Genomic DNA, 13556 nt, shown 5'->3' with positions numbered 1-13556 from the left:
CGCCGTCTGGTGAGCGCCGTCTCCTTCCGGACGTTCTAGCCGCAAAGAGTGGATCATGAAAAAGCGTGCAAAGCTGCGGCGCGTGTGGCACCGCCTCCTGGCGACCAGACGCGGACGTGCCGAAATGGGTGCCTTCGGGCTCTCCGTGAGTTCCGAGGACAAGGTGTGGAAGAGCGCTTTCCCGCGGCCCGGCTACGTCACCGACGCGTACGACGGGCTGAAAACTTCGCCCGCCGAGGGTGCCCCGCCGCGACGGGTCGCTGCGCGCCCGGACCGGCAGTGGAGCCGCAGGGACGTCAGCGGCGGCACGGTCTGGATCGCCAACCGGAACTCTGGCATGGTCCTGGAGATCGACGGGGCGGACCAGGTCCCGGGCAAGCCGACGGCACAGCAGGACCAGAGGCGGCTGCTCGGGTCCTGAGACGGGAAGCTGGGCGGAGAAGAGGGGCGGAGAGCGTGCGGGGCGCTCACATCGAGGAGGAGCAGCTCGTCCTCCACTACCTGGGTGCGCTCGACCCTGCTCGGAGTGATCTGATCCACCGCCACCTCCTGGTGTGCGCGTGCTGCCAGGCCCATGCCGGCGAGATCGTCGAGACGGTCGCGGCGCTGGCCCTGCTCGGCGAGCCTGATGAGGCAGTTGCCGGCGGCGAGGATGTCGACCCGTCGACCCGGCCGGGTGAACGATGAGCGGCGGAGCTGGCAACCCGCACGTCACCGAACTGCTCACCCCGTACTACCTCGACGTGCTCGACCGCGTGGAGGGAACGCTGGTGACGGCGCACCTCGACGACTGTGCCGACTGCCGGGACGCCGCCGTGGCCGTGATCGAGACGATCGCGGTGCTGGCACTGCTGCCGGAGAAGGATCGGGAGGAGCTGCTCGACAGCTTCGGGGCGCTGAACCGCACCGGCCCACCCCCGGCCCGGTTCGTCGAGTTCCTCGCGCACCAACCGGAGCCGGAGCCCACACCGGGTCTGCGGCGTCGACTCCGGGACCGGGCCGGACCCGTGGCGTCCAGGGTCAGCAGGTCCAGGGCTGCCAGCCCCGAAGCCGCCGCGTCCATGGCCGCCGAGTCCCCGGGCGACAGGCCTGCGGCCGTCGGCTCCGGAGTCGCCAGGTCCGACAGCCGCCCGCCCGAGCCGCAGCCGCCCGCTCCGGTGGACCCGCCACCGGTCAACCAGCCGCTGGTCGCGCGCCCGCGCACCACGTCACCGCCCGCGCCGAAAGACACCACCTCGGCGTCGGCAGCGGCCCCACCGGTGGGCCCTCCGGCCCCGCCGTCCGCTCGGCCGCCGTCCGCGACGCCGTCCGCGACGCCGTCCCTGCTGCCGTCCCCGGCGCCGGTCGCCCCGGCCGCCACTCCGGCCCAGGCCGTACCGATTGCGGCTGCGCCCGCCGCCGATGCCCCGGCCGCGTCAGCCTCGGCCGTGCCGTCCCCTGCTGTGTCAGCCACTGCAGTGCCAGATGCGGCTGCGCCAGCGTCCGCCCCCGGTGGTGCTCCGGACGCGCCGGTCTCCACCGTGTCCGCGCCGGTCCCGGCTGTGTCCGCCCCGGGCCCGACCGCCCCAGCGCCGGTCGCGGCTGTGCCGGTTCGGGATGTGCCCGGCCCGGTCCCGGCTGTGCCGGTCCGGGGGGTGCCGGCACCGGACCCGGTGCCTCGCGTCGCGCCCGGGCCGGCCGCGCGTCTGCCGGTCCTGCCCGGATCGACCCGACGGCCGTCCGAGGCGCTCTCCTCCGAGCCGATCCTCCCCACCGCCGAACGCCCGCGTCCGACCCGGTCGGCCGATCGGGAGGAGCGCGGCCACGGGAAGGCCGGACCGCTGCGCAGCCAAGGACCGGCGGTCGCGGCCGTCTCCACCGCTCCGGCGGTGGTACGAAACGACCGCAGCCGTCCCGGCGGGGAGGCCCACGCGGGTCGGGCCGGTGCCCCGAGACGGCGTCGACGCGGTGCGGTGGTGCGTGCCGGTCTGCTGCTCACGACCGCGCTCGCGGTGGCCGGCCTGGCCATCGGGGCCCTGGTGCAGCACGTCGGTCGGGTCACGCCACCGCTCGCGGTGACCGTGACCGCCGTAGCGGCCGACTCGGCGACGGGCGCTTCGCTGTCCGTGGTGGCCACCGGGCAGGGTGAGGGCGTGGACGTCCGGGCCGCCGTCGACGGGCTCGACAAGGGCGTCGGCTATCGCCTGATGGCGGCCACGTCGGACGGCCATGTCTGGCGCGTACTCAGCTGGGAGGCCGACGACACGACGCAGAACGTCAGCGGTCACCTGGCGGTGCCGCTGAAGTCGGTGGCATCGTTCACCGTCGCCCGGGCCGGCGGCGGCGCGGTCGTCACCGCGGATGTTCCGCCGAGCTGACTAGGACCAGGTCAGCGCGGGTGCCTCGCGCCGCAGGACGGGTAGCACCTCCTCGCCGAGGATGTCGAGCTGCTCCAGGACGACCCGCAGGGGCAGCCCCGCGTGATCGATGAGGAACAGTTGACGCTGGTAGTCGCCGGCGTACTCGCGGAAGCCGAGCACCCGGTCGATGATCTGCTGGGGGCTGCCCACGGTGAGCGGGGTCGTCGCGGTGTACTCCTCCAGCGACGGTCCCCCGCCGTAGACGGGTGACCTGTCGAAGTAGGGGCGGAACTCGTCGACCGCGTCCTGCGAGCGGCGACGGACGAAGACCTGGCCGCCGAGTCCGACCACCGCGGGGCCCTTACCGTGTACGGCGCTGCGCTCCCGGTAGTACGCGACGAGCCGACGGGTGTGCTCAGCCGGCCAGAAGATGTGGTTGGCGAAGAAGCCGTCGCCGTACCGGGCGGCCTGCTCGGCGGTCTCCTCGCTGGTGACCGCCGCGTGCCAGACGTACGGCGGGGTGCCGTCGAGCGGACGCGGCAGCGTGGTGTGACCGTGCAGCGGCGTCCGGAAGGTGCCGGACCAGTGCACGTCCTCGGTACGCCAGAGCTGGTGCAGCAGGGCGTAGTTCTCCGCCGCGAGGGCGTGTGAGTCGCGGATCTCCTGGCCGAACAGTGGATAGGCCGAGCGGGAGGCGCCCCGGCCGACCATCACGTCGAGCCGGCCGGCGCTGAGGTGCTGCAACGTCGCGTAGTCCTCGGCCAGCCGAACGGGATCGTTCGTGGTGATCAGCGTGGTGGCCGTGGACAGCAGCAGCCGTGAGGTCCGGGCCGCCACGTATCCGAGCAGCGCCACCGGTGACGAGGTCACGTACGCGCCGGTGTGGTGCTCGCCGACGGCGAAGACGTCGAATCCGGCTGCCTCGGCGTGCTCGGCGATGACAGCGACGGCTCGCAGCCGCTCGTGCTCACTGATCGTCCGCCCCTGCGTTGGTTCCGGGGTGAGGTCACCCACGCTGTACACACCGAACTGCATCCGACCTCCCGGTGACCGCGCCGACGACCCCTACAGAACGGGCTTCTGGGCCACCCGGTTCACCCGCCGAGCGTGGTCGCTCGCAAATTCACCACGAACTCGTGAACCGGGACGGTCGGCCACCCGTCTGGTGAACGGGAATCTTGGAGGTGACCGTGGCTGAGCCGTCCCGCGCCCCCACAGTGGTGATGCCGGAGCCGCAGGGTTCGGGGCCCGCAGCCGCGATCAGTTGGCGTCGGGAGTTCGTCCGCGCCTACGTGGAGCACGCCGGTGATCGCCCGGCCAGTGAACGACTCACCGTGCGCTGGCCAACTCTCGTGACCGTGTCCGCCCTGGTGTGTGTGGGCGCCCTGGTGGTCGGCATCTTCTGGAGTCTGGTCAAGCCGCTGGAGAAGAAACCCCCGGCCCAGGCCGCTCCACCCAACGGAGTGCTCGCCTCTGGCGCGCCCACCACCTGGAGCATGGTGGCCGGCTGGGACTGCGTCGCCGCGTCGGATCACGGATTCGAGGCGGCCGGTCGTACCGCGCAGTGGCGGACCGTCGGCACCGGTGGGTGGAACGGCGACAACTGCCACGGTACGTACGCGACGGTGCCGCCTCCGGCGACGAAGCAGACGAAGGCCGGCGTCGAGTCGGTCACGTGGTGGTTCGCGCCGCCGAAGGGCATGAACACCTGCGCCGTCTCGGTCTACGTACCCGAGGGGGACTACAACCCCGCCAACCGGGTCCGGTACGCGATGACGCCGGGGCGGGGCGGAACCCCGTACGCCAACTTCACCTTCGACCAGAAGGCACACGCCGGCACCTGGGCGCCGGCGGGCACGTTTCCGGTGCACCAGAACAAGATCGCGGTCGCTCTCGACCTGGCTGGCAGTGCCGGGGCCAAGGGCAGCCGGATCGCGCTCGCCCAGCTGAAGGTGGCCTGTGAGACCTGATACCGAAACCCTCGCGCCGATTCCGGCGACGGGCCGGGTGGAACGCGTGTCCACCAGGGGTTGGGGCCGGCACCGCACCATCGGGGCGGCGGTACGTGCCGCCCGGGAGGACACCGTCATCGTGGTGGCGCCGGGTGTCTACCGCGAACAGGTCGTCCTGGACCGCCCGATCACCCTCCTCGTCGAGGAGGAGGGCACCGCCGAGCTGACCGCCGCCGAGGGTCCGGCGCTCGTCGTCCGTGGGGGCGCGGCGACCGTACGCGGACTGACCGTCTCCGGCACCCGTGGGGGCCAGGTCGCGGTCAGCGTGACCGGAGGCTCGCTGACCCTGGAGGCGGCCATCGTCAGCGGCGGGACCATCGAGATTTCCGGTGGAGCGGCGGCGTTGCTGCGGCAGTGCGCGGTGCAGGACGTCACCGGTACGGGCGTGACGGCGACGGACGGCGCGCGGCTCGGTGCCGTCGACGTGCGGGTGGACCGCGTCGACGGGAACGGTGTGGTGCTGACCGGTTCGGCGCGCGGCGAACTGGTGGGCGTGCATCTCGACTCGATCACCGGAGCCGGACTGGTCGCCGGGGGCACCGCCACGGCCGTACTCGATAGGTGTGAGCTCGGCCGAATCGGTGCCGTCGGCGTCGCGATCACCGAGCAGGCAACGGCCCGCCTGACCGACTGCGTGTTGCAGGACATCGCGGCCGACGGTGTGCGGGTTACCGGCAGCGCGTCCTTCGACGCGGCCTGGTGGCCGGCGGTCAAGCCCGGCATGCTGGTCGGCGCGCAGGTGGGTGATCCCGGGAACGGTGGAGTCACCCTCCAGCGGTGCCGGATCAGCCGCACCGAGGCGGCGGGACTGCTCCTGGAGGGCTCTCCCGAGGTCCGCGTCGACGACACCGACGTGGAGCGGGCCGGGTCGGCGGGGATCCTCGCGACCGGGCAGAGCCGGCTCGCGCTGCACGACGTCCGCGTGGCACACACCGGGCAGACCGCGCTCGCGGTCCGCGACGAGGCCGAGGTACGCGCCTTCTCCGGCGCTCTCACCGACTCGGGCGCGAACGGCGTCTACGCGGCCGGTGGTCGGGTCCTGCTGCGGGACTGCGAGATCCGCGGCAGCGCTCTCACCGCGGTTCACCTGGTCGGTACGACCGAGGCCACGCTCGTCGACTGCGTGGTGGCGGGTACGCCGGAGATCGGTGTGCGGGCGGGTGAGCGGGTTCTGCTGCACGTGCGGGGCGGGGTCGTCGAGGGTGCCGAGCATCATGGGGTGCACGTCGACGGCGCGGCCGACGCAGTGCTGCGTGACGTGACCGTCACCGGCGGCACGATCGGCGTACACCTCGACACTCCGCACCGCCCGTTGGTGGAGGACTGCCGGGTCAGCGCGGCCGCGCAGACCGGCATCGAGGTGGCGGCGGGCTGCGCGCCGACGCTGATCCGAACCAGGGTCGACGGTTGCGGCGCGGCCGGTGTGTTCCTCGGCGAGGAGTCCCGCGCGGTGCTGGAGGGTTGCGAGATCACCGAGGTCGGCGGCAGTGGGCTGGCCGTCTGGGCGGCAGCGGCACCCGTCGTCCGCGACCTGCGGTTGAGTCACTGCAAGAAGAACGGTCTCTACTTCGGGCCGGACGCGCACGGACTCGTCGTCGACGCGGAGGTGTCGCACACCGCCTACCCGTCCGTGTACGTGGGCAGCGGCGCCGACCCGACACTGCTGCGCTGCCACGTGCACGACGCCGACGAGGACGTCAGCCAGGCCGAGGGCGGCCAGGCGACCTTCCAGGAGTGCTGGAGCACCGACGTCGGCAGCGCCACCTGGGGATCCACCCCGGCCGAGCGTTCCGCCCTGGCCGTGCCGGCGCTGGCGGCAGGCGGTCAGCGCAGGGCCGTCGGGAAGGTCAATCCGGTCGCCTCGGAGGCGGACCTCGACGCCCTGCTCGCGCAACTCGCCGCCCTGGTCGGTCTCACCGGCGTCAAGAAGGACGTCAAGACCATGGTCAAGCTGATGCAGATGGTCCAGCGGCGACGCGCCGCCGGGCTGTCGCCGCCGCCGATGTCCCGCCACCTGATCTTCGCCGGCAACCCGGGCACCGGAAAGACCACCGTCGCCCGCCTCTACGGCCAACTGCTGGCGGCCATGGGCATGCTCGCCAGCGGGCACCTGGTCGAGGTCGACCGCGGCCAACTGGTGGGCGAGTACGTCGGGCACACCGCGCCCAAGACGGAGGCCGCCTTCCGGCGCGCGTTCGGTGGCGTGCTCTTCATCGACGAGGCGTACGCGCTCGTGCCCGAGGGCCAGGGTTCCGACTTCGGCCAGGAGGCGATCTCGACGCTGGTCAAGCTCATGGAGGACCACCGCGCCGAGGTGGTGGTCATCGTGGCCGGCTACCCCGACCAGATGCGGCACTTCATCGCCGCCAACCCGGGCCTGTCGTCGCGGTTCTCGCGCACGTTGACGTTCGACGACTACACCTCGGACGAACTGGTCGAGATCGTCGAGGTGCAGGCCGGAGAGCACGACTACCGACTGTCGCCGGCCGCCCAGTCGGCGTTGCGGTCCTTCTTCGGGGCCACCGGGCGGGGCGAGGGCTTCGGCAACGGGCGGTTCGCGCGCAAGGTGTTCCAGCAGATGACCGAGCAACACGCCGCCCGCGTGTTCGAGCTGATCAACCCGACCGACGAACACCTCAGCACGCTGGAGGCGGACGACCTTGCCGGCATCGACGTCGACTTCCGGGAGTGACCTCGGGTGACCAAACTCGCCTTCCACCGCCCGGCGCGGGTCCTGCAACCCGAACTGCCGAACGACACCGTCGTACTGCCCACCCCGCCCGAGCCGCCCACCGAGAACCCGTCGAACACGGCGTGGAGCCTCGTCCTGCCGCTGCTGTCCAGCGTCGGCATGGCCGCGTACATGGTCACGTTCGGGCGACCCGCGCTGATCATCATCGGTGTGCTCTTCTTCGTGACGTCCGTCGGCGCGGTCATCGCCATGCGGATGCAGCAGCGCAGCGTGGCCGGCAAGACCACCCGGCGCCAGCGGCTGCGCTACCGGGGCCACCTCAAACTGTCCCGGGACAGCGCCCGGCAGGTGGCCGCCGCGCAGCGCACGGTGGCGGCGTTCGGCAATCCTGAGCCGGCCCGGCTCTGGTCGATCGCCACCACCCGACAGCGGATCTGGGAGCGCCGCCAGCAGGATGACGACTTCCTGCGTACGCGGCTCGGCTGCGGTTCGGTGCGGCTCGCCACGCCCTTGCAGATGGACGCCAAGATGGACCCGCTGGCCGACTACGACTGGGAGTCGGCGCAGGCGGCGCGCACCCTCATCGACCAGATGGGGCGGGTGGAACGCCAGCCGATGGTGGTCGATGTCGGCAAGGCCGGGGTGATCAGCCTCGTCGGTGGCGCCGCCCGCACCGAACCCCTGCTGCGTGCTCTGCTCTGCCAGGTGGCCGTGCTGCACGCTCCCGACGACGTGACCATCGCCGTCGAGACGTCCGGCGCGCCCCGCTGGGACTGGGCCAAGTGGCTGCCGCACACGTTCGAGCCGAAGACCCGCGGTGAGGCGGGCACCGTGTCGCTGATCGCCCCCGACCCCGAGCTGCTGGGCCCGTACCTCACCCAGGAGCTGGCCCAGCGGATCGAGGCCCAGACCGCCCGCAGGTCCCAACTGGCCGCCGAGCGCGGCAGCGCGCCTCGGCAGCGCCGGCTCATCGTGGTGTTCACCGGATTCGCACCCGTCTCCGAGTGGGGACGCTCGGAGCTGATGAACGCGCTGCTGCTGGCGGCCGGGCCGGAGACCGGCCTCACGCTGATCTTCCTGGCGGACCGGGACGCCGACGAGCCCGGTCGCGTCGACCTGCGGGTACGTGTCGACGACAACGGTCACCTGGCCGTCGAGGGCCGGACCGAACTGGTCACCACGCCCGCGGTCGACTGCGTGCCGGACGCGGTGACCCCCGAGTTCGCCGAACTGATCGCCCGAGCGCTGGCCCCGCTGCGGCTGTCCGACGAGCGTGAACAGGTATTGACCCGGACCCGGTCGCTGACCGAGATGGTGCTCGGCGCAGACCCGGTGAGCGCGGACCTGACCGGTCGATGGGTCGCCCCGGGAGACCCCCGGATGCTGCGGGCGCCGATCGGCACCGACGGCGACGGTCGGACCGTCGTACTCGACATCAAGGAGTCGGCGCAGGGCGGGTCCGGTCCGCACGGCCTCATCGTGGGCGCGACCGGTTCCGGTAAGAGCGAGCTGCTGCGCACCCTGACCATGGGCCTTGCGCTGACCCACTCGCCGGAGCTGCTGAGCTTCGTACTCGTCGACTTCAAGGGCGGTGCCGCGTTCGCCCCGCTGGTCGGACTGCCACACGTCGCCGGGCTGATCACCAACCTGGCCGACGACGCCGCGATGATCGACCGGGTGCTCGCCGCGCTCATGGGCGAGCAGCAGCGACGTCAACGCATGCTGCGCGACGCGGGCAACGTGGACAGCATCCGCGAGTACCAGATGCGCCGTGCCAGCGGCGTCACCGACCCGCAGGGTCGACCCCTGGAGCCGCTGCCCTACCTGCTCATCGTCGTGGACGAGTTCGGTGAACTGCTCGCCGGGCGGCCCGACTTCACCGAACTGTTCGTCCAGATCGGGCGGGTCGGCCGGTCACTCGGCATGCACCTGCTGCTGGCCACCCAGCGACTGGAGGAGGGACGGCTGCGCGGGCTCGACTCGCACCTGTCGTACCGGATCTGCCTGCGCACCTTCAGCGCGGCCGAGTCGCGGACGGTGATCGGGACGCCGGACGCGTACAAGCTGCCGCCGATCCCGGGCTCCGCGTACCTGAAGGTCGACGAGTCCATCTACCAGCGGCTGCGGGTTGCCCACGTCTCCTCGCCGTTCGTCAGCCCCGAGGAGCGGGACGCGGCTGCCGGCCGTGGTCCGACGCTCGCACCGTTCGGTATCCGCACGGCGTCCGAGGTCATCGAGCGGGAGCCCGACGAGAACCAGGCCACCAACCGCAGCGGCCCCACCGAGTTGCAGATCATCGTCGAGCGGCTCAGCTCACTGACCGCGCCCGCCCACCAGGTGTGGCTGCCGCCGCTGCCGCCCGCACTCGCGCTCGACCACCTCATCGGCCGCCCCACCGACCAGCCGGACCGGGGGTACAGCGCGCGCATGTGGCCGCTGACCGGTCAACTCTCCATCGCGTTGGGCCTGCTCGACCTGCCGCTGAAGCAGGAACACGAAACGTTGCTCATGGACTTCGGCGGGGCGCACGGTCACCTCGCCGCCGTCGGCGCACCGCGTACCGGCCGCAGCACCCTGCTGCGCACGATCATGATGTCGACGATGCTCACCCACACCCCGGCCGAGGCGCAGTTCTACTGCATCGACTTCGGTGGCGGCACGCTGCATCCGTTCACGGCGGCGCCGCACGTCGGTTCGGTCGCCGGACGTACCGACCTCGAACTGGTGAGCCGCACCCTCGCCGAGATGCGGTCACTGATCGTCGAACGGGAGCGCCTGCTGCGCGAGCTGGGCGTCGACTCGATCGGGGACTTCCGGGAACGCCGCGCCGCCGGTGAACTGCCCGCCGGAGTACGCGGGGCCGACATCTTCCTGCTCATCGACAACTGGGGAGCGCTGCGCGCCGAGTTCGAGGGCGCCGAGCAGATCGTCACCGAGATCGCCGCCCGCGGCCTCGGCGCTGGTGTGCACGTCGTGCTCACCAGCGGCCGGTGGAACGACATCCGGCCGGCCCTGCGCGACAGCATCGGCACCCGCATCGAGCTGCGCCTCAACGATCCCACCGAATCCGAGGTCAACCGGCGGATGGCCGCCCGTGTGCCGTCCGGGACGGCCGGTCGCGGTCTCAGTGCTCCCGGCGCCTACTTCCAGATCGTGCTACCCCGTCTCGACGGGCAGGACACCGCCGAGGGCCTGCGCGAGGCCCAGGAGGAGACGATCGCAAAGATCACCGCAGGATGGACCGGCCGGGCCGCGCCCCCGGTCAAGCTGCTCCCCCACCGGGTGGAGGTGCGCGAGCTGGCCACCGACCCCGCCAGCACCGCCGTCCCCATCGGTCTCGCGGAGGACGACCTGGGAACCGTCACCCTCGACCTCCTGGGGGACAACCCCCACTTCCTGGTGTACGGCGACGCCGGATCCGGCAAGACCACCGTGCTCAAGACCTGGCTCAGCGGGCTCACCGAACGCTCCTCCCCCTACGACATGCGGGTCGTCCTCTTCGACTACCGGCACACCCTGCTCGACGTCGTACCCGAGGACTACCTCGGCGCGTACGCGGGCGACGCCACCACCGCGCAGGTCTACGTGCAGCAGGTCGTCGAGAAGCTCAAGGAACGCGTACCCCCGCCGGGTATCAGTCAGGCCCAACTGAAGGCCCGCGACTGGTGGGAGGGCACCGAGCTGTACGTCGTCGCCGACGACTACGACCTGCTCGCCGGCGCGTCCGGCCCGCTCAACCCGCTGGCCGCGTTCATACCGCAGGCTCGCGAGGTCGGCCTGCACGTCGTCCTGTCCCGGCGGGTCACCGGTATCTCCCGCACGATGGGCGATCCGCTCGCCGCCCGCATCCGCGACATGGGCGCCGGCGGACTGATCCTCTCCGGTGACCACCGCGAAGGGGTGGTGCTCGGCGACGAACGTGCCGCCCAGCGTCCGCCCGGCCGAGGCGTCCTGGTCGAGCGGGGACGTCCCCGCCGGCTCATCCAGGTCGCCACGAGCGTCTGACAACCCGTACCCGAAAGGCGTCTTCAATGGCGAACGAGCAGAGCCGCATCACGGTCGTGGGACAACTGCGCCGGGTCGACATCGCCGTGCCGTCCACCGCTCCCATCGGCGAGTACGCGCCACAGTTGGCAGAGCTGTGCGGGCAGGCCGAGCCGGACGTGATGCCGGCCGCCTGGTCGTTGGCCGGTGTCGACGGGCAGGCGTACCCGCTCGACGCGAGCCTCCAGGACCTTGGTGTGGTCGACGGGCAGGTGCTCTACCTGCGTGACGTCACCCGGGAACCCGGTGAGGCGCCCGTGGTCATGGACATCGACGAGGTCGTCGCCGACGAGGCGGCCGCCCAGCGCCGCACCCGGCCGAGCGGAGGCCCGGTGGTGCTCGCCTTCGGCCTCGCGTGGCTCGCCGCCGCAGCGGTCCTCGTCGGTCGGGCAAGCGGACTGCGCGCCCCGACCGTCACGGTGATCGTCCTGGTCCTGATCGCGCTGGCGCTTCTCGGAGTCGCCTGGGGTCTACAACAGAAGCCCAGCACCATGCCCGAGGCGTTCGTCCACCTCGTGGTGCTCGGCACCCTGCCGTGCCTGACCGTGGCCGGCCTGCTCGTCGGAGGTGGCCTGGGCGGCCCGGACTACCGTTGGATCGGTGCCATCGCCGGCGCGAACCTTGCCGCGATCATGGGGCTGGCGCTCGTACCCAGCGTGGTCGTCGCCGCCGTCGAGGTCCAGTTGTTCGTGGCGGCCGTCGTCGCGCTGCTCCTCCTCGGCCTGGAGGCCGACCGGAACCAGGCCATGGCCCTCGTCGCCGCCGTGGCCGTGGCCATGCTCGCGGGTTCGCGCCGCACGTCGGCGATGCTGACGTCCTGGGGAGTACGCCGACCCCGTGGGCGCACCGCGGCTGCCGAAGCCACCACCCACCTCGTACGCGAGTCGAACCGTTTCCTGGCCGTCGTCGTGGCCGGGCCGACCGTCGCCCTGGCTCTCGCCCTGCCCCCGCTCGCGGTCTCCGGCGAAGGGTTCGCCGTCGCCACGGCGATCGTCATCAGCGCGGCCCTGCTCGCCCGCGCCTGGCAGGCCGCCGTCACCAGTGAACTGCTCGCCGCCGCCGGTGCGGGTCTCATCGGACTGTTCGCGCTGATCGTGGGTGTGAGCCGGGCCGGCGCTGCCGACGTACTCGTCGCGGCCCTGCTGCTCGTCGCCGGCCTGCTCGTCGTCGGCGTCGGTGTGGCGATGGCCTACCTGATTCCCCCGAAGGATGATCAGACCGACGCGGCGACGGTGGCGCGGGCACCGCGCAAACGCAGCCGCGCCGAGGCCGTCGGCGTCGTCACCGGGCTCGCCATCGCGCCGCTGACGCTGGGCGTGCTGGGCGTGTTCGAGCACCTGGTCGCGGTCGGCCGCGCACTGTTCTGAGGTCAGGCCGCGGGGTTGCGGCGGGTACGGGACAGGTGGCCCATCTCGATGGCCATCCGGGTCAGCTCGGCCTTGTTGCTCACGTTCAACTTGGCGCGGATACGCTTCGCGTAGGTGTTGACCGTGGCCTGCGACAGGCCCATCCGGGTGGCGATCTGCGCGTGGGTGAAGCCCGAGGCGATCCACCGCAGCGTCTCCACCTCCCGTGGCGCCAGCCCGCTACGGTCCTCGTCGCCGCGGCTGTTCAGCTCCATCTGGAACTGACCGATCATGCGCGGACACAGGTAGAAACCCTGCTGAGCGGTCACCCGAATGGCCTCGCGCACGTCACGCTGCTCCGCCTGCCGGCTGATGCAACCGCGCGCCCCCGCGCGGATGGTCGCCAACAGCGACGGGGAGCCCTCCCACACCGAACTCACCAGTGGCGCCCCGATCGACGTCAGCTTGGCCACGTCGTCAAGCGTGGAAGCGGTCACCTGCGGCAAATCGAGCGCGACGACGTCGTACGACCCGCCGCGGTTGTACAGGTCCCGCAGGGAGCCAACTGCCGCCGCCACCCGCAGCCCCGGGTCGTCCGAGGTCAGCTTCTCGATGCCGGCGCGTGCGATGGGCTGTGCAGCGACGATCGCGACTGAATACACGAGTACCTCCAGGGCCTCAACCCGGGCGGACCGGGGTGAACGGCTCCTAGAACGTGTCGCCCACGGCACCGGTTCACGGACGGTCGGATTTCCCCGGAGATCTCACGCACGTCCCTGAACGGAGGATTTCCAGCGCTCCCATGCTCGCTCCTAGCCTCAGAGGGGACTGCCATCCGACGCCCCGACCAGGAGGCCGAGTGCTGACCGACAAGCTCTCTGACGGGTCGGTTGTCTCGTACGACGATGACGGTCACGTCGCGTCGCAGGAGTTGCCGGACGGCACGGTGTTCAGTGCCTTCACCGATGATGGCCCGACGCATGTGGTGCTGCCCAATGGGCGTGGGGTCGCGTCGATCGCGTATGCGGGTGATGGCAGTACGTGGTCGTTCGACGATGGCTCGAAGGTGTCGTACGACGGTTCGAGTCATGTGACGTTGCAGGTGTCGGCTGATGGCACGGTG

General features: G+C 71.6%; 10 protein-coding genes. 8 read left to right on the top strand and 2 right to left on the bottom strand.

Annotated elements, in window-relative coordinates:
* Positions 1 to 55: 55 nt before the first annotated feature.
* The 3 genes from ABZV06_RS05950 to ABZV06_RS05940 are packed head-to-tail and all read left to right on the top strand — an operon-like array spanning position 56 to position 2357.
* Positions 56 to 421 carry a hypothetical protein gene (locus ABZV06_RS05950; protein WP_355619013.1) on the top strand — a complete coding sequence of 122 codons (366 nt, stop codon included), beginning with the start codon at positions 56 to 58 and terminating at the stop codon, positions 419 to 421.
* A 35-nt stretch (positions 422 to 456) separates the two neighbouring features.
* Complete coding sequence (locus tag ABZV06_RS05945; RefSeq protein ID WP_355619010.1) at positions 457 to 687, top strand: hypothetical protein; 231 nt, start codon at positions 457 to 459, stop codon at positions 685 to 687.
* Positions 684 to 2357, top strand: coding sequence for a hypothetical protein (locus tag ABZV06_RS05940; protein ID WP_355619007.1), 1674 nt, complete (start codon positions 684 to 686; stop codon positions 2355 to 2357). The genes ABZV06_RS05945 and ABZV06_RS05940 overlap by 4 nt, the downstream gene beginning before the upstream one ends.
* On the opposite strand, the gene ABZV06_RS05935 is transcribed toward ABZV06_RS05940, so the two are convergent.
* Entirely contained in the window at positions 2358 to 3374 is a 1017-nt protein-coding gene (locus tag ABZV06_RS05935) for a CE1758 family FMN-dependent luciferase-like monooxygenase (protein WP_355619004.1), read from the bottom strand.
* 155 nt (positions 3375 to 3529) lie between these two features.
* Between ABZV06_RS05935 and ABZV06_RS05930 the strand changes: the two genes are divergently transcribed.
* From ABZV06_RS05930 to ABZV06_RS05915, 4 genes are read left to right on the top strand one after another with little or no spacing between them, the layout of a single operon-like run.
* Entirely contained in the window at positions 3530 to 4309 is a 780-nt protein-coding gene (locus ABZV06_RS05930; RefSeq protein WP_355240632.1) for a hypothetical protein, read from the top strand.
* A complete protein-coding gene (locus ABZV06_RS05925; protein ID WP_355619001.1) occupies positions 4299 to 7043 on the top strand; it encodes a right-handed parallel beta-helix repeat-containing protein in 2745 nt (914 codons plus the stop codon). Before ABZV06_RS05930 ends, ABZV06_RS05925 begins: the two co-directional genes overlap by 11 nt.
* Before the next feature lie 6 nt (positions 7044 to 7049).
* Positions 7050 to 11048: a type VII secretion protein EccCb gene (gene eccCb, locus ABZV06_RS05920; protein WP_355240638.1), complete on the top strand. Its 3999-nt coding sequence runs from the start codon at positions 7050 to 7052 to the stop codon at positions 11046 to 11048.
* A 26-nt stretch (positions 11049 to 11074) separates the two neighbouring features.
* The gene (locus tag ABZV06_RS05915) at positions 11075 to 12454 is read left to right on the top strand and encodes an EsaB/YukD family protein (RefSeq protein ID WP_355240641.1); all 1380 of its coding nucleotides are present in this window, start codon (positions 11075 to 11077) and stop codon (positions 12452 to 12454) included.
* Positions 12455 to 12456: 2 nt separating this feature from the next.
* Here ABZV06_RS05915 and ABZV06_RS05910 read toward each other — a convergent pair whose 3' ends face one another.
* Positions 12457 to 13095 (bottom strand): response regulator transcription factor, encoded by a 639-nt coding sequence (locus tag ABZV06_RS05910; protein ID WP_355240644.1) that lies wholly within the window; start codon positions 13093 to 13095, stop codon positions 12457 to 12459.
* A 197-nt stretch (positions 13096 to 13292) separates the two neighbouring features.
* On the opposite strand from ABZV06_RS05910, the gene ABZV06_RS05905 reads away from it, so the two are divergent.
* On the top strand, positions 13293 to 13556 hold a 264-nt coding region (locus ABZV06_RS05905), incomplete at its 3' end, for a hypothetical protein (protein ID WP_355618998.1).

Source organism: Micromonospora sp. NPDC005172 (assembly GCF_040608555.1).
Lineage (GTDB): Bacteria > Actinomycetota > Actinomycetes > Mycobacteriales > Micromonosporaceae > Micromonospora.
The sequence above is the reverse complement of the archived record's forward strand: the minus strand, read 5'-3'. Positions and strand labels throughout refer to the sequence as shown.